Here is a 19,498-nt window from a genome sequence, read left to right on the forward strand (position 1 = left end):
TGGAATCAGAAACGTCAATCCCTCAGGATATCGATCCGAGCGGCGGAGTCGGACTTCCTGCCGTCACAAAGGAGATCTTCCTTCCTCACCGGGATTTTTGCCAGCGCCAGCGCATGAAGGATATAGGCCGTCACCGTCATGTCCTTCTCGAACGCGCGTTTCCTGAGGGCCTTTGAGACATACTCGGGCGCATAGATCGTGATGGAGGTCCGTTTTCCAGATACGGCATCGGGCTCGCTCTGCTCGGCTTTCGGCCTGACGGGCTTCGGCCGGAGTCGCACGGGCTCGGGCTGCGGCGCGATTGAATGCACCACGGATTGGCGGGGCGCGCTGTCGGCGACGTCCTGAGGGACAGCCTCGGGCACCACCAGCGCCGGGATCTGCTTCTCGTCCATGAACTCTTCCATCGCGGGGCCAAGGCCGAGGTTGAACGTATCCCGGCGTTTCAGTTTAAGCGGCGAGTTCATGGACGGCCTCCTCCGGATTGATGATGTCGAGGACTTCACCCAGGAGGGCATCGATCTCCTCAATGGTCTTTTTGACGGGAGCCCGTGTGTCGTCGGCAAAATGCGGGGGCTTCCCGGTGAGGAAGGCTTCCCGGTAGGCCGCCCGGTTATAAAGGAGCGTCCGGAATCTTGGCAATCCGGCCGCATCGATCTGCTCGACGGCGGCTGTCTGATAGGCCGGATGAAGCGGGTGCACATCGTTCAGGAGAATGAGGTGCGGGATCTTCTTGATCTGGCCGCGCGTGACAGCGCGAATGTCACGCAGAAGCCGCGTCGCCTGCACGAGGTCGGGGCCGCTGATGCGGGCGGGTGTGATGATCAGATCCGCAGCCGTGGCGGCGATGTACAGAGCCCTCTCCGCCGAACCGGCGACATCGATGAGGATGGAATCATACCCGGCGTCAACCTGGGATTCGAGGGTATCGGTTAGCTGGTCGCTGGCCAGCGCCTTGACGGTGAGGCCTGGAACAGCGTCGGGATACTTTTCGTACCAGTCGGCGAGGGTTTTGTTGTTGTCGAGGTCAAGGATCAGAACCTTGCCCCCACCCCTGACGATCGCCCCTGCCAAGGCAAGGCAAAGGGTCGATTTGCCGACGCCGCCCTTGGGAGACCCAAAGACGATGACGCTGGCGCGTTCTTGCAGTTGTTCCATGCAGGCAATATCCGGACATCAGGAGATATGGTCAACAGGACAACCAAAGATATGGAGAACTGAACTGCCTGTCTTCAGTAAATCACGAACTCCGGTGTGACGGAAATGCAGCAATATTGAGATGCATATTTGGTGAAATACGTTAATCCATAACTATTGATTTCCATCAATACGGCATTCAGGTTTAGATGAATTCCACACATCAAGAGAAACAGAAGTCAGTAGAACATGACAAACATAAATCTGAAGAACCACATTCATGCTTATCAGGATTTCCATAAATCTTTTCATTCAACAGTCGAAGCCGATTCCCTGAAACGCAAATCCGCGCTAATGTCTTCTCGTGAAATTGACCGACGCCCCAAACATCCGCGACCAGGACCTTCTGGCCGAGCTGGAGCGTCAGCGCACGAGCCCCGTTCTGGAAGTCATTGTCCGCCAGCTGGAGCAGAAGCAGGCGAGACGCGATGAACTGGCGGCGCTTCCGCGCGACCAGCGGCGGCGCGTGGTGACGGCGGGAGCGCTTGAGCTCTCGGAGCCGTCGAAGCAGGACCTTCGCCATATCCACAGCGTGCTTGCCATCTGCGGCCTGCCTTACGACCGGCTGCCCATCGAGCAGCGGGAGTTCGAGCGCAAGCAGGGCAACATGGCGCTGGATGTCACGGCCGGTTTCCTGCGCGATCCCAATGGCGAAAAAATCCACCAGCCGGTGCCCTTCGGGCCGAAGGCGAGGCTGATCCTGATGCACCTTTGCTCGGAAGCCATCCGTCAGAAATCCCCGACCATCGAAATCGCCGACACGCTGACCGGCTTCGTCCGCGACATGGGCTTCCCGAAAAGCGGCGGCAAGAAAGGCCCGCTGACCGCGTTCAAGGAACAGCTCAACGCGCTTGCCGCCTGTACGATGAAGCTTACCGTCTGGAACGGGGAGCGGGTACGGACACGCTCCATCACGCCCATTGACGAGATGGACCTGTGGCTTCCGACCCATCCGGACCAGCGCAGCCTCTGGCCTTCGACCGTCACATTCAGCCCGGCCATGTATGAGAGCTTGCAGAAGCACGCCCTTCCCATCAACACGCATGTTGTCAGGGCTTTTGCCGGGTCCGCGCGGAAACTTGACCTGTATTTCTGGCTCGGCTACCGCATCCACAACATCGAAGAGCCGGTCACCATCAGCTGGGAGGCGCTGAAGGACCAGTTCGGGTCCGGCTTCAAGCGGGACAGGGACTTCCGGGCAAACCTTGCCCGCGAGCTCAACGAAATCAAGGAAACGCTAAGAAAGCTGCCGGTGAGCGTCACCGAGAACGGCCTGAAGCTCACGCCCGCCGAACCGAGCGCGCTCGCGCTGCCCGTGGCGAAGTCGGTCAAGCCGACCCTCATCCCGAAGGCATCCTGAGCACCCTTTCTGGCGCAGACTTACTCGCGCGCAGCCGATAATTTTTCCGCAGGTTTTCAGGCCATTTTGGCGCTATAGCGCAGACTTGCTCGCACCTTGGCGCAGACTTACTCGCGGGGAGGCCCGATTTGGCGCAGACTTACTCGCGCCCTGACGCAGACTTGGTCGCGCTTTGGCGCAGACTTGCTCGCGCTGTAATATAGAACAGAACATTCCAGAACACTCCCAGAACATCTTTTTTACAGAAAAGAATCAGAATTTCAGAAAAGGAACTCAAAATTTCGGTACGATTAAATTCCTGTCGCACGGGGCAGGCCAGACCATTTCACCTGAGCCTCACGCAACGTCGGGCAATCAGAAGGCATGGAAGGCGGCCAGAGGCGGTTTTTTACACCCTGATAGAACCACCTTCGTTCGGGGCGTCAAAAACCCTTATAAAGCCCGTTCAGGAAGTGCTGGCACGGGTGTAAACGAGACGTTTCGCCATGCCGCATCGGTTCCGACCGAGCCGCGTTCGATCCCGAGCTCATCGGCGATCGCATGAAAGGCCGTGATGAAGGCGGGCACGGTGAAGGGTGCCAGCCCGCCTTCCCGGCACCAGCCGAGATAGGCCTCATACAGCATCGGCGCGGTAAGCACGCCATCGGTCGCCGGATGGAGACGCGCCAGCATGAAGGCGTCGACCTCGCCCAGCCGCTTGACGGGCATGACCGGAAGCTTTGGCGGCATGGTGGATTCCTTCGGAGCGGGGAGGGCGGCGTCGCGCCAGGGCGTGGTGACGAGATAGAGGCCGAGCCCGCTTCCCGCTTCGACGAGCAGTGCAAGCAGCAGCGCGAGGCCGAGTTGCACGTCGTCGCTCCGGAAGGTCCTGTCGAACCAGCCGCCGAGCTTCGAGATGGCGGCGGCCTGCGGGTCCTCGGTGGTTGACGCGGCGGGGACCGTGTCGAGCTTTTGACGCACGTCGGTCAGTTCACCGTCGAGGCGGCCTGCTTCCTTCGCGGTGGCGAGTTCGACCCCGAGGCGGCGCCAGCGCTCGCAGGGCTCGCGCGCTTCGAGCCGGTTGAGCGTGCATTCGCCCGAGAGGTCACCGATTGTTCTTCGTCCGTAAACCGGTGTTGCGAGGATATCCGCCCGTTCCTGTTCGATGACGGATGGAGCGCGGGGGGTGCCGAGCGCGTCGCGGGCCGACTTGGCGCGGGTATAGCGGTCCTTGAGATCCTGATACTTTTCGGCGCCGCCCTGCCGTTCGGCAGCCTTGGCGATGCGATGCTGGGCCGCGAAGCCGACCGCGCTTGAGAACGAATAGAGCGTGAATATGCCGAACACCGCTGCCGCGCCGATGACCGCCAGCCGGTCTCGCTTGCGGATGCCCCAGGCGATGGCAAACGGCATCATGGCCTTGATGCAATCTGCGGCGCCCGCAACGACGCCGTAGAGCCAGGCGTCGAACTCGGTGTCGGCGCTCCGGTAAGCCATGCGGAAGTTGAGGAGAACGGAGCCGACGATCAGCACAAGACTGGCCGCGATCCCGAGGATCACCAGCACGTCGACGAAGTGGTCAGAATCCCTTTCCTTCACGGACACAGCGTAAGATGCCTTCCCATTCCTCGGGCTTGTAGCGCTGGCGGACCTGTTCGAGCTGATTTTCAATCGCCGAGCTCAGGACTTGTTCGCAGAAGGCATTCTTGTCAACTCCCGATGCAAGGCAAAGCACAGCCAAATCCTGGGCGAGGGGGTCTGGAAGGCGAAGATTGAGGCGGCGGCGCTCGCCCTTGTAGTCACAGCGGCGCGCCAAAGCTTTGGGAGCGGGTTTTAGTGCAACCGGCGTAGGGATTTCGATTGCGGGAGCGGTTTTCTCGACAGGCGCATGGGTTTGGGGAACCGGGGGAGCGGCTGGGACCGGGGGCGCCAACGGCTTAACCGGCGCGAACCGCCGCTTGAGTTCTTCCTGCCGCGCTGCCTTGTCCATACGTCGCTCTTTCCTGCGGTTGCAGCCTACTCAAATTCGCAACCGGGGACAATCGGATGTCTGGTCTTTTGCACTCCCGCGTTTGAAGACTTGCGCAGATGAAAAGCGTTGGATATACGCAAGTCCTCACATGAGAAGCGCCGCATATGCTTGATATCGCAGATGCTCACCTGTTCAGCACCGGCGTTGCGGCGTCTTGACGTATACAGGTCTTGGCCCGACGCTTTGGGCATGAGCTCCGCACCACCCTCCAGCGTCAGGCCCGCCGCAAAGCTTGTAAAGCTCAGCGTGGAAGTGCCCGACTACGTGATGAAGAAGCTGAAGCAGCGCGCGCTCGATGAGGAGCGCTCCCTCCGCGCCGTGGTGCTGCGGGCCTTGCATCAGTCCGGCATCGAGGTCGCCGAGCAGGACTTCATCGACGACGGACGCCGGAAGGAACGGCAAGCGTAAAAAAGGGAGCCGAAGCTCCCTCGGGAAGACTTTCGTCATCACCGGCCCGGCCCTGGCGTCCCCGCTGTACCTTGGTGCCAATCTTGTGACAAAAGCCCGGGTGGGGCAACGGCTTGGCCAACCTGATTGCCAACGGCATCAGCACCGATGGAGAGCCCCCGAGGTTGAGGTAAAAAGGCTGGATTTCTACCTCAAGATGGGCGCATATTGTGAGGCATAAAAGGGAAGTTTTTGCCTCATGGTGTGGAATTGGCAGCAAGATCAATGGCCTCAATTCAGCTGGAGGCCCGAGGAGCTTGAGGGCCTGGAGAAGGCCTTCCTCAAGCAATCCGGCGTCCTGATCGGGGCGTATTTTCACGTCGACCCCGCCGACAAGGACCAGCTTGCCATCGACCTTATGAGCAACGAGGCCCTCAAAACCTCCCAGATCGAAGGGGAAATCCTTGATCGGGAGAGCCTTCAGCAATCCATCCGGCGTGATCTTGGCCTCGCCACCCTGCCGTTCAAGGCGCCCCCCGCCGAGCAGGGCATTTCAAGGATGATGGTGACGCTCTATCGGACGTTTGGCGAACCGTTATCCGCCGTCGCGTTGCGGCAGTGGCATGCGATGCTGATGAACGGCCGCGTGGATATCCAGTGCATTGGCCGATACCGGACCGATCCCGAGCCGATGCAGGTGGTATCCGGGCGGCTCGACCGTCCTGAGGTTCACTTCGAGGCCCCTCCCGCCGGGCAGCTTTCCCGGGAAATGGCGCGGTTCATCCGGTGGTTCAACGAAACTGCCCCCGATGGGAAGAAGCCGCTCCCGCCCGTCACGCGGGCAGGGCTGGCCCACCTGCACTTTGTTTCCGTCCACCCCTTCGAGGACGGTAATGGCCGGATTGCCCGTGCGCTAGCCGACAAAGCGCTGGCGCAGGGACTGGAGCAGCCGAGCCTGTCAAGCCTTTCGCAGGTCATCCAAAAGCGGAAGAAGGATTATTACGACGCGCTGGCGCGTAACAACCGGGAGCTTGATATCACGGACTGGCTGGTCACGTTCGGGGGCATGATCGTGGATGCCCAAGCCTATACCGAAACCATGATCCGGTTTCTGATTGAAAAGACACGCCTCTATGACCGCATTCGGGGGCAGCTCAATCCGCGTCAGGAGAAGGCTCTCGCGCGGATGTTCCGGGAGGGGCCGGACGGGTTCACGGGCGGGCTCAGCGTTGGCAACTACATCTCCATCACCGGCACCTCGCGGGCGACCGCTACCCGCGATCTTCAGGAACTGGTGGCGCTTGGGGCGCTCATCCGGACGGGCGAGATGAAGTCCACGCGGTATCACCTGCCCGCTCAGTTGCAGGCAACGGGGACGTAAACAAAAAGCCGGTTCGAGACCGGCTTTGTCGGAGGGGAGGCAGCGCACTTTCGCGCGCTGCCTCGTGTGATCAGCCAATGACCGCTATCGCGGCCAGAAGGCCGAGGATATAAAGGGCAACGATGGCCCCTCCCAGCTTCCAGCTCATCCCAACCTCCTTGGTACGGCGGTACCCCCTTGGCCGGGATGGCCAAATGAACAGGTACGCCAATGAGCAGAGGCTTATAGGTGGCTAGGCGAAAGCCCCTGACAGGGCTCTCTGCTGACGGTCGCATTTCGCAGAAAAGCCTTATTGCGGCGTGGAGGGTTTGCTCCCGGATTGAAGCGCAGTCCCGATAAGTGCTCCCGTCGCTTCCACCAGTTCGGCCGCCACCTTGTCGGCCACATGGGCATAGCGCGCCGTGGTCGCTGGCTGGGAATGGCCTAAAACCCGCCCGATGACGGGCAGGGAGCCGCCGAGGCCCACGCTGACGCTCGCGAAGGAATGGCGGAGATCGTGAATGCGAACATCGTCGAGGCCCGCTTCCTTACGGATCCTCCGCCACGGCTTTTGCAGGTTGACGAGATGCTGGCCTTCAATGAGCCCCGGCAAGACAAACGGGTTGTGTTTAAACCTTGGAAGGCCTGACAACAGATCGAGCGCCGGTTGGCTAAGGGGAATGACCTTGGCGCCGGTTTTGCTGTCGGGAAGGGCCAGAACACGCCGATGGCGGTCGATGTAGCTCCAGCGCAGGGTGAGAATCTCGGAGAGACGCGCGCCGGTGAGAAGCAACAGACGGATGGCCGCCAACACATAAGGATTTTCGCGCTTCTCCGAGTCGGCGAGCACTTTTCCCAAGCGTTCAAGTTCCTCGGGCGACAAATAACGCTCCCGCTTGTTCTCGCGGTATTTGGGAATCTTGCGACAGGGATTGCTGTTGGCGGGGCGCAGTCCCTGATCTTCCGACCAACCCAACATCGCGGAAAGGACGGCCATCGCGTAATTAGCGGCAGAGGGCGTTTCACACAGAGCGATGTTCAATTTAGAGATATCGGCAACGGAGAGCTTTCCCAATGCTATTTTTCCAAGCTCGGGCTGCAAGTGCCTGCGCCAGGAGGTTTGATAATTTTCGAAGGTCACAGGCTTCAGCAGCGGCTTGTGATGATTGAAATATTCAACTGCCAATTCGCCGAGCGTGAACGTGCTGGCACGTTCACGGCGCTTTTCCTCTGTGCGGTCTTTGCCTTCCGCCGCGTTGGCAAGGATTGCCAGCGCCTCCCGTCGCGCGGTTTCAACCGTCCACGGGCTGCCGCGCTTTCCGATTGTGAACCAGCGTTGCTTGCCGTTGACCCGTGTCTTGACGAAGAACGTCACCGTGCCGTTGGCGTTCGCCTTGGCGCCGAAGCCTTTTAAGCTGTCGTCCCAGGCGACTTGCTGGGGAGGAAGCGTTTTCAAGGTCGCGAGATTAATCCGGCTTCTATCTGCCATGTGAGCCATCCAGCAGCGCCCAACCTACCACCAACCTACCACTTTGCGCCGAGGATAGCCAGACCACGTCGTAATGATGCGGAAAAATAATATGTAAAAACGGTATCTTACAGGCTACTTGGTAAAGAGCCGTAGCCGCATTACCTCATTCGTAATGAGGGGGTCGCGTGTTCGAGTCACGCAAGCGGCACCACTTCCCTGCCAATTCCGAATTGCAAAACGCCGTTCCCGAGCGCACTCCGGTGCAATCGGGAGTAACGGCGAACGGTGTCGATAGCTGCGGTCTATCCCGCTGACTCTCCTATTGAAACGCGTTTTGGCCGGGCTCCTGGCAACTCTCTCCAAGCGGAGCCGCCGCAATATTGTTGCCGGGGGCACCTGACCGTCAAGCTCCTCAGCGGCGTGGTCGCTGTGGCGCAACCCGCTGTCTGCACGTGAAGGCCCAAGACGTAAAATATCATGCGTCTGCCGCAGCAGGGGCGTGGCGGCAGACGGTCTCTGCTGGCTCGTCCTGGCCGGGACCTGCACCTGCCTCTGCAGGCGGCATCGAACCGAGCAACTCACGCAGCCGCGCGATAGGCGGCGCGGCCCGCCTAAAGCCGGATCCGATCAGGTTGACTCAACCTGATCGGTGAATCCGTCTTTAAACTTCAAGAAGAGACCGTTTTACCGATCTGATTGCAATTCAATCAGATCGGAACCGGCTCGAATTTGACTAGTGGAGCTTCTGAATTTGACATCTGAGCGAGAGCTTTCAGCAACCGGGACTGCTGGTGGTCCCTTGATTCCGGCATTGGCTTGCGAGGGTGCTGCAAACGGATGCAAATGTCGGAATCGGACCACTAGCGAACAGCCCGTAACGGCGAGCCTCAATGCGCTTCCTTGTAATGATCCTGGCAGCGCGGAAGCAGGTTTCGCTCGTTCTTTGCCAGACACGCCTTGAGATCGCGCAAGCGCCTGGCCTTGATGTCCTTGCAATACTGTTCCATGTCGAACTTGCACACGTCTTTGATCTTGTACGTCGTCATTGTGGCGTCGGCGCTTGTTGCCAACAGGCAAACGAGCGCGAAGGCTGCTGCGCGTTCCATGGCATTCTCCGTCAACAAAACCTGCAAACGGACTTAAGCCGCCGCTTGGGCAAAAGTTGGACACAAAGGGCGGTATGGCGCGATGGCAAGACCGAGGGCGCAGGGGTGCCGTCTCATGTGCAGCAGTGAGAGCTTCGCCATGAGCGAAAGACGGATGCAGCCGCTTCGGAAGCGTTGCCTGAACGCTTCCGAGCGGCATGATCGCATAAGCGTTATTTCTTTTCTTCGGCGGGTTGCGCACCACCCGTGCCCTGCGGATGCAGTTCTGCCTGCACCTTCGCAAGCGCCGCTTGAAGCTCCTCCTCGGTCGCAGGCAGAACTTCGTTCCGGTAGGCATCCATCTTGCCCACGGCGGACTTGGCAACCGTCGAGCCGTAGAAGTCGGCGAGCGCCTTAAGTTCGTCCGCGGTGAACGTCTTCACCATCGCTTGCCGGATCGCCACAGACACCTTGTCGATATTGAAATATTTGAGCATCAGCGCCTTGAACTGCTCGCGCTGCTCGGGGGGCACGGTCTCGGCCAGCCCCGCCACGGTATCGGCGATCTGCGATTTGGGCGGTACGGCCGCGAGATAGCGATCCGCCTGCGCCTCGCGATTCGGTGGCGTGTCATCGAGCGCGAGGGCGGGCAGCGAAAACGGCAGCAGGACCGCAAGGAAAAGGATGCGAGCGGATAATGCGGGCATGGTCGAAATTCCTTCGTTCGGGAGTGAGAGGGAGGGTCTGTGACCTGGTTTTAATACGTACGGAAGTCGGGGAAAGACATAAAGCAATGTTTATGTCTTTATTGCTTTTCGATAGCACACGAGATAGGACTGCCCCAAACCATCTTGCCGCTGCGGCAAACAAGCCTGGGAGAAGCCTGTGTCGAACGATTATCTGGTCAAGGATTTAAGCCTCGCGGACTGGGGCCGCAAGGAAATGGACATCGCCGAAACGGAAATGCCGGGCCTTATGGCCGTGCGCGAAAAGTTCGGCAAGGAGCAGCCGCTGAAGGGCGCGCGCGTCGCGGGCTGTCTTCACATGACGATCCAGACCGCCGTGCTGATCGAGAGCCTTCAGGCGCTCGGCGCGGAAGTCCGCTGGGCTTCGTGCAACATCTTCTCGACGCAGGACCACGCCGCAGCCGCCATCGCCGCGCGCGGCACGCCCGTGTTCGCCGTGAAGGGCGAGACGCTCGACGAATATTGGGACTATGTGGACCGCATCCTTGAATGGCCGAACGGCGAAACCGCCAACATGATCCTCGACGACGGCGGCGACGCGACGCTGATCGTGCTGCTCGGCGCGGAAGCCGAGACGAACCCGACGGTGCTCGAAAATCCGCACAGCGAGGAAGAAGCAAGCCTCTTCAAGACGATCAAGGCGCGCCTCGCGAAGACGCCCGGCTGGTATTCCAAGGTAAAGGCCAACATCAAGGGCGTGTCCGAAGAGACGACGACCGGCGTGCTGCGCCTCTACCAGATGGAGAAGAAGGGCACGCTCGCCTTCCCGGCCATCAACGTGAACGACAGCGTCACGAAGTCGAAGTTCGACAACCGCTACGGCTGCCGCGAAAGCCTCGTGGACGGTATCCGCCGCGCGACCGACGTCATGATGGCGGGCAAGGTTGCCGTGGTGGCCGGCTATGGCGACGTCGGCAAGGGCTCGGCTCAGTCGCTGCGCGGCGCTGGCGCGCGCGTCGTCGTCACCGAAATCGACCCGATCTGCGCGCTTCAGGCGGCGATGGACGGCTTCTCGGTGCAGACGCTCGACGACGTGGCCGACAAGGCCGACATCTTCGTGACGGCGACCGGCAACAAGGACGTCATCACGCTTGAGCACATGCGCAAGATGAAGGACATGGCCATCGTCTGCAACATCGGCCATTTCGACAACGAAATTCAGATTGCGAACCTGAAGAATTACAAGTGGACGAACGTCAAGCCTCAGGTGGACATGATCGAGTTCCCCGGCGGCAACCGCATCCTGCTTCTGTCCGAAGGCCGCCTCGTGAACCTCGGCAACGCAACGGGGCATCCGAGCTTCGTGATGAGCGCGTCCTTCTCGAACCAGGTGCTCGCGCAGATCGAGCTTTGGTCCAATGTCGGCAAGGGCAAGTATGAGAACAAGGTGTATGTGCTGCCGAAGCATCTCGACGAGATGGTCGCGCGCCTGCACCTCGAAAAGCTCGGCGTGCAGCTGACGCAACTCTCGAACGAGCAGGCCGACTATATCGGCGTGCCGATCGACGGACCGTTCAAGTCCGACCTCTACAAGTATTGAGGACGCCGCGCCGCGCGTTATCGCGGCGTGCATCCCGACAGGCAACGCGCGGCGGCGCGTTGCCATTTTTGCGTCGCGCGCATTTCGCGGAATCATCGCAACCCTTTGCGCACCCCCTGCCCTCAGAAAGCCCCGACCGATTTCAGGCTCAGATGGCCGTCGCGGCCGAGGATGATGTGGTCGTGAACGGTGACGCCAAGCTTCTGGCCCACTTCCGCGATTTCCTTCGTCATCTCGATATCGGCGCGCGACGGCGTCGGGTCGCCCGACGGGTGGTTGTGCGCGAGAATCACGGCCGAAGCCGACAGTTCAAGCGCACGCTTCACCACTTCGCGCGTATAGACCGATGTGTGGTCGATGGTGCCGCGCGATTGCACCTCGTCGGCGATCAGCTTGTTTCGCCGGTCGAGGAACAGGATGCGAAACTGTTCGCGGTCCTCGAATGCCATGGCCGAACGGAGATAGTCGAGAACCGTCGACATCGAAGCGAAAATGGGCCGCTTCTTCACCTCGCCCTGCGCGGTTCGCAGCGCCGCCGCCCGCACGATGCGGAACTCGGTGACGACGGCTTCGGTCACGCCCTCCAGTTCGAGGAGCCGGTCGCGCGGGGCGTTCATCACCTCGCCGAACGAGCCGAACCGCGCGAGGAGATCCTTCGCAAGCGGCTTCACGTCGCGTCGCGCAATCGCGCGGAACAACACGAGTTCAAGCAGTTCGTAATCGGGCAGCGGATCGGCTCCGCCATCGAGGAAGCGCTTCCTCAGGCGGTCCCGATGGCCCCAGTAGTGCGGGATGGGGCGCGGTGGCTGAGGCGGCGGGACACTCGCACCCGCTTCGAGCGAGAGGAGTTCGAACAGAGGGCTTTCTTCGAAGCAGTTCGCCATGGATGGTACGCACAACTGACACGACACGGAAACGGACTTTCAACGAGACGAATAAACATCAGATTTTACGAAAAGAAAAGTAGCATTTGAAGCAATGAGCGCACGTTCGCGCGCCTGACGCCTTTGTTGCGCGGGCGGCGCGAGAGACGCACTGCGAATGCTTCACCTTCGCCGCAAAAGCGCGGTGAGAGATCAGGCGCGGATGAGCGTCGGCGGCGGCGCTTTCTTCGACGGACGCTGCTTGAGGAAAAGCGGCACCACGTCCTCGACCTTGTCGACGACGAAATACCGCGTATCGAGACCCGGCCGGATGAAGAGCTGGTCGCGCATGCGGTCGAACATGGCAAGCAGCAGATCCCAGTAGCCCGCCGTGTTCACGATGAACACGGGCTTCTCGTGGTGGCCGAGTTGCGTCCAGGTGAGTTGCTCGACCAGCTCTTCCAGCGTGCCGACGCCGCCCGGCAGGGCCACGAACCCGTCTGACAGGTTGAACATCAGCATCTTGCGCTCGTGAAAGCCGTTGGTGACGTAACGCTCGCTGATGGTTTCGAGCGCGTTCTCGATTTCGAGGAGGGAGGCCGGGATGATGCCGGTAACGTGGCCGCCATGATCGATGACGGTCTGCGCGACCGTACCCATCATGCCGTTGCCGCCGCCGCCATAGACGAGGCCGATGCGCGCTTCGGCCATCGTTCGGCCGAGAGTTCGCGCCGCGTCGAGAAAACGCGGATCGAGTCCGGAGCCCGAGCCGCAATAAACACACAAACGCTTCATTTTCTCTGCTTTCATACCGCCGCTTTCACATCCTGAGCGTGTCTGTCCAAGAGCTTACCAGCGCGACACTTGCCCGCCGCTTAAAGCCGCCGGGTCTCGCCTGACACGGGAATCCGCTTATATGGAGAGAAGGCGCCGCCGCAGCCATACACTCGCCGAAGCTCGAAGTTCCGGCTTCACCGTCAACGAGGCATTTTTTGCACCACCACGCATCGCACTCCGTCCCGCCCGAAAAACACGGCAAGACAGACCATAAAGCCATTTTCCGGTATCTTCTGCCGTTCGCCTGGCCGAAGGGCCGCGCCGACCTCAAGGTCAAGCTTGTGCTCGCCGCGCTGGCGCTCGTGGCGGCCAAGGTCGTCACCGTGTTCATGCCCGTTACATACAAATACGCGGTGGATGCGCTGACGGCGATGCCGAAGACGGACGCGGCGCAAACGGCGTGGACGATCGCTGCGGTGCCGCTTTTCATGACGGTTGCCTATGCGGTCGCGCGTGTGTCCATGACCGGCTTCCAGCAGCTTCGCGACGTGCTGTTCGCGCCCATCGAGCAGAACGCGACGCGGATGCTGACGACGAGCGCATTCCGCCATGTCCACGATTTGTCGCTTCGCTTCCACCTCGACCGGAAAACGGGCGCTCTCACGCGCGTCTTCGACCGGGGAAAGATGGCCGTCGACCTCATCATCCGCATGGGCGTGCTGAACCTTGTGCCCACGATCCTCGAAGTGCTTTTCGTATGCCTTCTGTTCGGCTGGTATTTCGGCTGGACTTTCGTGGCCATCGTGCTGGCGATGATCGTGCTCTATACGTGGTACAGCATCGCGGTGAGCGAGCGTCGCATTGCGATCCGCCGCGAATATATCGAGGCCGACACCGACGCCACGACCAAGGCCGTCGACAGCCTTCTCAACTACGAGACGGTGAAATATTTCGGCAACGAGCGCTGGGAGGCGGACCGTTTCGACCGCTCGATGCGCCGCTACGAGCGTGCGAGCATCAAGACCGCGACTTCGCTCGCCGCGCTGAACTTCGGCCAGACCGTCATCTTTACGGCGGGCATGGCGACCGCGATGGCGCTCTCGGCGCACGGCGTCGCAACTGGCGCGATGACGGTCGGCGACTTCGTGCTTATCAACGCGGTGTTCATCCAGCTCTACCAGCCGCTCAACCTGATGGGCGTCATCTATCGCGAGATCAAGCAGGCTTTCGTTGATATCGAAGCCCTGTTCGAACTCATCGGCCAGAAGCCCGAGGTGAAGGACAAGCCGGGCGCGAAGCCGCTCATCGTGGGTGCGGGCGCGATCCGCTTCGACAACGTTACATTCAGCTATGACGGCGTGCGCCCGATCCTGAAGGGCGTCGATTTCGAGGTGCCACCCGGACACATGGTAGCGCTCGTCGGGCCGTCCGGCGCGGGCAAGTCGACGATTTCGCGCTTGCTCTACCGCTTCTACGACGTGAAGACGGGGCGCGTCACAATCGACGGGCAGGATCTTCGCGACATCACGCAGGAGTCCTTGCGCGCCGCCATCGGCATCGTTCCGCAGGATACGGTGCTGTTCAACGACACCATCGAATATAACATCCGCTATGGGCGCGTCGACGCGACGGAGGCAGAGGTGCGCGAGGCCGCGAGGATGGCGCAGATCGACGGTTTCATCAGGCAATTGCCGGATGGCTACAAGTCGATGGTCGGCGAGCGCGGGCTGAAGCTGTCCGGCGGCGAGAAGCAGCGCGTCGCCATCGCGCGCACGATCCTCAAGGGTCCGCCGATTCTCATCCTCGACGAGGCGACGTCCGCGCTCGACAGCTTCACGGAAAAGGAAATCCAGTCGGCGCTCGACAGTGTCGCGAAAGGCCGCACAACGCTCGTCATCGCGCACCGGCTTTCGACGGTCGTCGGGGCCGACACGATCCTCGTGCTCGACAAGGGCCGCATCGTCGAGCGCGGCACGCATGCTTCGCTGCTTGAAGCGCGGGGGCTTTACGCCGCGCTCTGGACGCGGCAGCAGGAAGCGGAGGAGGCGCGGCGGAAGCTCGCCGAGATGGTCGAGGAAGGCGCCCTGCCGACCGTGGAGCCGAACGCGAGCGGCGGGACTTACCCGGCTCGCCCGCTTGAACAGCGATCCCGCCCCCTGTGTGACCTTGAAGAAACAGCGGAAGATAAGGGCGTTACTTCAGCCACCTAGGCGCCGTCGCGCTCTGCTTATCCACAGGCTGTTCACGCGCTGGCTGCGCCGGCCCTTCAACGCACGCTTGCGTTGCATTTCCGTTAATGCCACAGCTTTTACGCAGTAACGTGTAGAGCTTCTCTGTGGCAACGTAAGCGGGATAGTCATGTCAGTTGTAAAGTCAGTTGGTGGGGCCGCTGTCGGTTTGGTCTTCGCGGCCCAGGTGGCCTATGCAGCCGATCCATATTATGGTGGAGGCTATGGCGGAGGCTATCGCGGATACAAGGATCCCTACGTCCTCCAGCCCGTCGCGCCGATCCCCCTCTGGCGTGGCTTTTATATCGGCGGAAACATCGGCGGCGCATGGTCCACGATAGACACCGCCAGCAATGTGGTGTTCGTCAACGGCGTCACAACCGTCTTGTCGGACCGAAGCTTTGAAGGGTCCGGCTTTCTCGGCGGCCTTCAGCTTGGCTACAACATCCCGATCGGCAACTTCCTCTGGGGAATCGAGGGCGACATCGGCGGCCTCGGCAACGACGCCAGCAGGAGCTTTGCCATAAGCACCCTGCCGCCGAGCGTTCTGTCGGTGTCGTCGGATGGCGGCTGGTATGGAGACGTAACGCTCAGGGGCGGCTTTCTCTATGGCGCCGCCCTGATCTATCTCAAGGGCGGCTTCGGCTTCTACACGGGCGAAACCAATGTAACACTCGTCACGGATGGCATCAGTGCCCTACGCCAGTCGAGCGGCACCTTCACCGGCTGGACGCTCGGCGGCGGGCTCGAATATCGGGTCGGCCCGCGCTGGTCCATCAAGGCCGAGTATCTCTATTTCGACTTCGGAGACAGCACGTTCAACTCCGATGACGCGCACTTCAACAACGACATGTCGGTCAGCACGTTCAAGATCGGATTCAACGTCTTCCTGAACGGCGTAGGGCCGCTTTACTGACGAGCGCCAACGTCTTTGTCCGCGTACGATCTTCTGTAACGCGAGCTTGGCCATGCCGCTGCGGTCGGTCCGCGACCGAGGATCGCCGGCGAACATGCGCTCAATACGCGCACCCGCCGGGATTTCGATCACGATGAGCTTTTCGTCTGACGTCGCCGAAACGCGGGAAGATTGGTCAGGCAGCGTTACCTTCGCGGCGCGCGGATCCGCCCTCAAGGCACCCGCCGGGCCGACGTGGACGTGTGTTTTCAACCGCCGCTGGTTCGCCGCAGCCGATCCGTCTTGATTTTGGCGGGCCAAGCGGCCATTCTCCGGCGCATTCACAGATCGCTGCGTTTCTCTTCGTAATCTCAAGACGCACATCCGGCTTAGATGGCGTTTTGACAGCGCAGCGGCTTTTCATGGCAGGAGATATGTCGAAAGAAGAACTACTGGAATTTCCTGGTATCATTAGCGAACTTCTTCCCAACGCGACATTCCGGGTGAAGCTCGACAACGGCCACGAAATCATAGCGCACACCGCCGGGCGCATGCGGAAGAACCGAATCCGTGTGCTCGCCGGAGACAAGGTTTTGGTCGAGATGACGCCCTATGATCTTACCAAGGGACGCATCACTTATCGCTTCAAGTAGGGGAACGGTCCTGTCCCTGAAGCAACATCCCGAAGAACGTGGCCATCCCGCCGCCGTGCAATCGGCTGCGCGGAAGCTTCTCGTTCTGGCAAGCGCCTCGCCTCGGCGCCTTGCCCTGCTGGAGCAGGTCGGCATCGAACCCGACGCGCTCCGTCCCGCCTCCATCGACGAAACGCCAAAGAAAGGCGAAGCGCCCCGCTCTTACGCGCAGCGGCTTGCTCGGCAAAAGGCCCTCACCGCAAGGGAGAGGCTGGAGCGCGAGCCCAATCTGGCCGGAGCGTTCGTCCTGGCCGCCGACACCGTCGTCGCCGTCAACCGCAAGATCATCGGCAAGCCCGATTATCTCAACGACGCCGCCGCCGCCCTGCAAACCCTTTCCGGGCGTTCGCATCGTGTCTTCACATCGGTATGCCTCATCACCGATACGGGCTCGGTGAAAATGCGCACGGTCGAGACGCGCGTCCGTTTCAAGCGACTGTCGGCCGAGGAACTCGACAGCTATCTCGCCTGCGGCGAATGGCGTGGGAAAGCGGGCGGCTACGCGATCCAGGGGATCGCGGGCGCGTTCGTGCAGAAGATCGTCGGCTCATATACCAACGTCGTCGGCCTTCCGCTGATCGAGGTGGTGCAGCTTCTGATCGGGGAGGGTTTCCCCGTCTATTTCAATTGGCTCAATCGTGCGGAAGTCGATTCGCTCTAAACGCCAAGGGAGAGAAAGGATGCACATGGATGATGAACAGGCCCGGTGGTCCGAAAGCGCCGAAAACGCAACAAGAGAAGCCCTCGATGAGTTCGCCGCTCTTCCGGCTGCCGATTTTCTCGCGTTGAAAAACATCGACGGTCGGTTCGCGACCCTGTCGATCGGGAACTGGCTCGCGAAACAGGCAAGAATCGTCGATCGATCCACCGGCGAGGAAATGGCGTTTGCAAATACGGATGACCTCATCCGCGCCGGATGGGTGATCGATTGACGGGAGAGCCGAACGAGTCTGAAGCTTTATGCGTGATTTGCGGTCGGCAGCCGCAGGTGCCGGAATATCGGCCGTTCTGCTCGCGGCGATGTGCGGACGTCGATCTTCACCGCTGGCTCGGCGGCGTCTACGCTATTCCCGGCAAACCGGAAGAAGAGGAAGACGAGGAACGCAACGGAAGCGGCTAACGTCACGCTTCTGCCGCTCCTTCGAACGGCACAAACCGCCGATCGGCGTGTTTTCGCGCTGTCCATGCACGCTCCGTCAACCGATACGGGGTATCGTCGTGAGGCACCGCACAACGCGGAAAAAAGTGCTCGCGCTCCACAAGTTCCGTTCAAGTCCGCTGTGCTTTCCTGAAGCGAGCAGTTGACGCACGGTAAAGCCTCGCTATGATCCAGCTTCCCGATGCGAGTGCCCCAGTGGCGGAACGGTAGACGCGGCAGACTCAAAATCTGTTGCCTGCAAGGGCGTGCTGGTTCGAGTCCGGCCTGGGGCACCAAATCGAGCGATCAATCATGCACTCAGCATTGTGGAAGAAAACGCGGTCTATCCTTCTCGGAATGGCGGCGTTGTTCTCTGGCGCGCAAGGCGCCGTAGCCGGCCCGGCGCTTCTGACCGAACCCGCGACAGGCCTTGTGCTCTACGCCGAAGACGCCGACCTCCCCTGGCGCCCCGCTTCGCTCACAAAGCTCATGACCGCCTATCTCGCCTTCGAGGCGATCCGCGACGGCAGGCTCTCGCCCGAAGACATGCTGACCTCGACGGCTCTCTCGCGCAGCCAGCCGCCCAGCAAATTCGGGCTTCCGCTCGGCGCGCAGATCAAGGTCGATCTTGGCATCAAGGCCCTGATCGTGAAATCGGCCAACGATGTCGCGGTCATGCTCGCCGAGAAGATCGGCGGTTCGAACGAAGCGTTTGTCGACCAGATGAACCGCACCGCGAAGCGGCTCGGCATGACGAACACGAAATTCGTCAACCCGAACGGCCTGCCCCAGTTCAACCCCGACGGCACCGAGACGCCGGATCAGGCAGTGACGACCGCGCGCGATATGGCGCTTCTCTCGAACATGATCCTGAAGGAATTTCCGCAATACGGTCACATATTCTCGATGACCGAGGTGCGCGTCGGCAATCGGCTGCTCACCTCGCATAACAGCATCCTCAAGCGATACGACGGCGCTGACGGCATGAAAACCGGCTTTGTCTGCGCGGCGGGATATAATGTCGTCGCCAGCGCGACAAGGAACGGCCGCCAGCTTGTCGCGGTGGTGCTCGGCGAGCGCTCATCGGGAGCCAGGACAATCCGCGCCGCCGCGCTGTTCGAGCACGGCTTCGAGATCTATCCATGGAAGGCGGTGCTGGCACCGACGCTCGCCACATGGCCTGTCGAAACGCTTGAGGGGGCGCAGCCCGCCGACATGCGCGGCATCGTGTGCAGCGGTCGCAAACCAGCCGTCAGCGCGAAGCAGAAGCCCAAGCGGCCGAAGTCGAAACCCGGCCACGGCGCATCGGCCGCGAAGCCGAGGGCAGCGAACGCTCCTGGTGAGAAAAAGAAGCCCGCGCCAAAGGCCGCGCATCCGGCTCCGTCAAGCCCCGCCGCTGCTCGCACGAACGGGTAAGTGTGCGCGGATCGGCTGATTCCTGTCGACCGGTCGCCCGCAGCGAAGCATCCCTCGCGCTGGAACGACATCACCGGCCCGTGGCTTCGCGGCGCCTCGCGAACGAGCACGCCGCGCTCATCCTTGGCTGAAGAACCGCGAGTCGTTGTAGAACCGCCCCCGTCGCCGCGAGGTTTTCAACCGTTGGAGCAATCAGAAGTGGACAACGCGGCTCGCCGCCGAGCCTTGCGGCTTTTCCATCTGAATTGATGCTTGAGACATCAGCGTTAGGGGTTTAAGTTTCACGTCCGGAGCCTTTTGCGTCGTTGTCGCCAGAGGCTGCCTACGGATCC

General features: G+C 61.0%; 20 protein-coding genes and 1 tRNA gene. 12 read left to right on the top strand and 9 right to left on the bottom strand.

Translation table 11 applies throughout. From position 1 onward, the window contains the following. Positions 1-14: 14 nt before the first annotated feature. Positions 15-467, bottom strand: coding sequence for a hypothetical protein (locus tag KKP04_RS11250; protein WP_215031046.1), 453 nt, complete (start codon positions 465-467; stop codon positions 15-17). Continuing rightward, positions 451-1,158, bottom strand: coding sequence for a ParA family protein (locus KKP04_RS11255; protein ID WP_215031048.1), 708 nt, complete (start codon positions 1,156-1,158; stop codon positions 451-453). The genes KKP04_RS11250 and KKP04_RS11255 overlap by 17 nt, the downstream gene beginning before the upstream one ends. 343 nt (positions 1,159-1,501) lie before the next feature. Between KKP04_RS11255 and KKP04_RS11260 the strand changes: the two genes are divergently transcribed. After that, entirely contained in the window at positions 1,502-2,557 is a 1,056-nt protein-coding gene (locus tag KKP04_RS11260) for a replication protein RepA (RefSeq protein WP_215031050.1), read from the top strand. Between the two features lie 432 nt (positions 2,558-2,989). On the opposite strand, the gene KKP04_RS11265 is transcribed toward KKP04_RS11260, so the two are convergent. Continuing rightward, positions 2,990-4,135, bottom strand: a complete 1,146-nt coding sequence (locus KKP04_RS11265; RefSeq protein WP_215031052.1) for a hypothetical protein — start codon at positions 4,133-4,135, stop codon at positions 2,990-2,992. Next, complete coding sequence (locus tag KKP04_RS11270) at positions 4,116-4,526, bottom strand: hypothetical protein (protein WP_215031054.1); 411 nt, start codon at positions 4,524-4,526, stop codon at positions 4,116-4,118. Before KKP04_RS11270 ends, KKP04_RS11265 begins: the two co-directional genes overlap by 20 nt. Positions 4,527-4,757: 231 nt before the next feature. Here KKP04_RS11270 and KKP04_RS11275 point away from each other — a divergent pair, with 231 nt between their 5' ends. Together KKP04_RS11275 and KKP04_RS11280 are read left to right on the top strand one after the other, a co-directional pair. Continuing rightward, a complete protein-coding gene (locus KKP04_RS11275) occupies positions 4,758-4,976 on the top strand; it encodes a hypothetical protein (protein ID WP_215031057.1) in 219 nt (72 codons plus the stop codon). A gap of 238 nt (positions 4,977-5,214) precedes the next feature. Next, entirely contained in the window at positions 5,215-6,336 is a 1,122-nt protein-coding gene (locus KKP04_RS11280) for a Fic family protein (protein ID WP_215031060.1), read from the top strand. 289 nt (positions 6,337-6,625) lie between these two features. Here KKP04_RS11280 and KKP04_RS11285 read toward each other — a convergent pair whose 3' ends face one another. The 3 genes from KKP04_RS11285 to KKP04_RS11295 all read right to left on the bottom strand — a co-directional run bounded on the left by KKP04_RS11285 (position 6,626) and on the right by KKP04_RS11295 (position 9,578). After that, positions 6,626-7,804, bottom strand: coding sequence for a site-specific integrase (locus KKP04_RS11285; RefSeq protein ID WP_215031065.1), 1,179 nt, complete (start codon positions 7,802-7,804; stop codon positions 6,626-6,628). 869 nt (positions 7,805-8,673) lie between these two features. Further along, positions 8,674-8,892: a hypothetical protein gene (locus KKP04_RS11290; protein WP_215031068.1), complete on the bottom strand. Its 219-nt coding sequence runs from the start codon at positions 8,890-8,892 to the stop codon at positions 8,674-8,676. Positions 8,893-9,104: 212 nt separating this feature from the next. Continuing rightward, a complete protein-coding gene (locus KKP04_RS11295) occupies positions 9,105-9,578 on the bottom strand; it encodes a DUF2059 domain-containing protein (RefSeq protein WP_215031071.1) in 474 nt (157 codons plus the stop codon). A 178-nt stretch (positions 9,579-9,756) separates the two neighbouring features. Between KKP04_RS11295 and ahcY the strand changes: the two genes are divergently transcribed. Next, on the top strand, positions 9,757-11,157 hold the full coding sequence (gene ahcY / locus KKP04_RS11300; RefSeq protein WP_215031073.1) for an adenosylhomocysteinase: 1,401 nt from the start codon (positions 9,757-9,759) through the stop codon (positions 11,155-11,157). Positions 11,158-11,279: 122 nt separating this feature from the next. Here ahcY and radC read toward each other — a convergent pair whose 3' ends face one another. Together radC and KKP04_RS11310 are read right to left on the bottom strand one after the other, a co-directional pair. Continuing rightward, positions 11,280-12,041 carry a DNA repair protein RadC gene (gene radC / locus KKP04_RS11305; RefSeq protein ID WP_215031076.1) on the bottom strand — a complete coding sequence of 254 codons (762 nt, stop codon included), beginning with the start codon at positions 12,039-12,041 and terminating at the stop codon, positions 11,280-11,282. Between the two features lie 192 nt (positions 12,042-12,233). After that, positions 12,234-12,815 carry a TIGR00730 family Rossman fold protein gene (locus KKP04_RS11310; protein WP_215031079.1) on the bottom strand — a complete coding sequence of 194 codons (582 nt, stop codon included), beginning with the start codon at positions 12,813-12,815 and terminating at the stop codon, positions 12,234-12,236. 197 nt (positions 12,816-13,012) lie between these two features. Here KKP04_RS11310 and KKP04_RS11315 point away from each other — a divergent pair, with 197 nt between their 5' ends. The 8 genes from KKP04_RS11315 to KKP04_RS11350 all read left to right on the top strand — a co-directional run bounded on the left by KKP04_RS11315 (position 13,013) and on the right by KKP04_RS11350 (position 19,166). Continuing rightward, a complete protein-coding gene (locus tag KKP04_RS11315) occupies positions 13,013-15,007 on the top strand; it encodes an ABC transporter ATP-binding protein/permease (RefSeq protein ID WP_215031082.1) in 1,995 nt (664 codons plus the stop codon). A 148-nt stretch (positions 15,008-15,155) separates the two neighbouring features. Beyond that, positions 15,156-15,941: an outer membrane protein gene (locus tag KKP04_RS11320; protein ID WP_215031085.1), complete on the top strand. Its 786-nt coding sequence runs from the start codon at positions 15,156-15,158 to the stop codon at positions 15,939-15,941. Between the two features lie 413 nt (positions 15,942-16,354). Then, the gene (infA, locus tag KKP04_RS11325; protein ID WP_013417974.1) at positions 16,355-16,573 is read left to right on the top strand and encodes a translation initiation factor IF-1; all 219 of its coding nucleotides are present in this window, start codon (positions 16,355-16,357) and stop codon (positions 16,571-16,573) included. Beyond that, complete coding sequence (locus tag KKP04_RS11330; RefSeq protein WP_215031088.1) at positions 16,533-17,273, top strand: Maf family nucleotide pyrophosphatase; 741 nt, start codon at positions 16,533-16,535, stop codon at positions 17,271-17,273. Before infA ends, KKP04_RS11330 begins: the two co-directional genes overlap by 41 nt. Further along, positions 17,251-17,544, top strand: a complete 294-nt coding sequence (locus tag KKP04_RS11335) for a hypothetical protein (protein ID WP_215031091.1) — start codon at positions 17,251-17,253, stop codon at positions 17,542-17,544. Before KKP04_RS11330 ends, KKP04_RS11335 begins: the two co-directional genes overlap by 23 nt. Next, positions 17,529-17,732 carry a DNA gyrase inhibitor YacG gene (yacG, locus tag KKP04_RS11340; protein ID WP_215031107.1) on the top strand — a complete coding sequence of 68 codons (204 nt, stop codon included), beginning with the start codon at positions 17,529-17,531 and terminating at the stop codon, positions 17,730-17,732. Before KKP04_RS11335 ends, yacG begins: the two co-directional genes overlap by 16 nt. Before the next feature lie 228 nt (positions 17,733-17,960). Next, positions 17,961-18,046, top strand: a tRNA-Leu gene (locus KKP04_RS11345). 16 nt (positions 18,047-18,062) lie between these two features. Then, positions 18,063-19,166 carry a D-alanyl-D-alanine carboxypeptidase family protein gene (locus tag KKP04_RS11350; RefSeq protein WP_215031110.1) on the top strand — a complete coding sequence of 368 codons (1,104 nt, stop codon included), beginning with the start codon at positions 18,063-18,065 and terminating at the stop codon, positions 19,164-19,166. Positions 19,167-19,498: the final 332 nt, after the last annotated feature.

The organism is Rhodomicrobium sp. Az07, from assembly GCF_018619475.1.
In the GTDB taxonomy this organism is placed as follows: Bacteria; Pseudomonadota; Alphaproteobacteria; order Rhizobiales; family Rhodomicrobiaceae; genus Rhodomicrobium.

Coding starts and splice junctions, on each gene's coding strand:
- radC (WP_215031076.1), bottom strand. CDS start 12,041: ATGGCGAACTGCTTCGAAGAAAGCCCTCTGTTCGAACTCCTCTCGCTC.
- infA (WP_013417974.1), top strand. CDS start 16,355: ATGTCGAAAGAAGAACTACTGGAATTTCCTGGTATCATTAGCGAACTT.
- KKP04_RS11290 (WP_215031068.1), bottom strand. CDS start 8,892: ATGGAACGCGCAGCAGCCTTCGCGCTCGTTTGCCTGTTGGCAACAAGC.
- KKP04_RS11295 (WP_215031071.1), bottom strand. CDS start 9,578: ATGCCCGCATTATCCGCTCGCATCCTTTTCCTTGCGGTCCTGCTGCCG.
- KKP04_RS11275 (WP_215031057.1), top strand. CDS start 4,758: ATGAGCTCCGCACCACCCTCCAGCGTCAGGCCCGCCGCAAAGCTTGTA.
- KKP04_RS11255 (WP_215031048.1), bottom strand. CDS start 1,158: ATGGAACAACTGCAAGAACGCGCCAGCGTCATCGTCTTTGGGTCTCCC.
- KKP04_RS11350 (WP_215031110.1), top strand. CDS start 18,063: ATGCACTCAGCATTGTGGAAGAAAACGCGGTCTATCCTTCTCGGAATG.
- yacG (WP_215031107.1), top strand. CDS start 17,529: ATGGGTGATCGATTGACGGGAGAGCCGAACGAGTCTGAAGCTTTATGC.
- KKP04_RS11330 (WP_215031088.1), top strand. CDS start 16,533: ATGATCTTACCAAGGGACGCATCACTTATCGCTTCAAGTAGGGGAACG.
- KKP04_RS11310 (WP_215031079.1), bottom strand. CDS start 12,815: ATGAAGCGTTTGTGTGTTTATTGCGGCTCGGGCTCCGGACTCGATCCG.
- KKP04_RS11285 (WP_215031065.1), bottom strand. CDS start 7,804: ATGGCAGATAGAAGCCGGATTAATCTCGCGACCTTGAAAACGCTTCCT.
- KKP04_RS11250 (WP_215031046.1), bottom strand. CDS start 467: ATGAACTCGCCGCTTAAACTGAAACGCCGGGATACGTTCAACCTCGGC.
- KKP04_RS11270 (WP_215031054.1), bottom strand. CDS start 4,526: ATGGACAAGGCAGCGCGGCAGGAAGAACTCAAGCGGCGGTTCGCGCCG.
- KKP04_RS11280 (WP_215031060.1), top strand. CDS start 5,215: ATGGTGTGGAATTGGCAGCAAGATCAATGGCCTCAATTCAGCTGGAGG.
- KKP04_RS11320 (WP_215031085.1), top strand. CDS start 15,156: ATGTCAGTTGTAAAGTCAGTTGGTGGGGCCGCTGTCGGTTTGGTCTTC.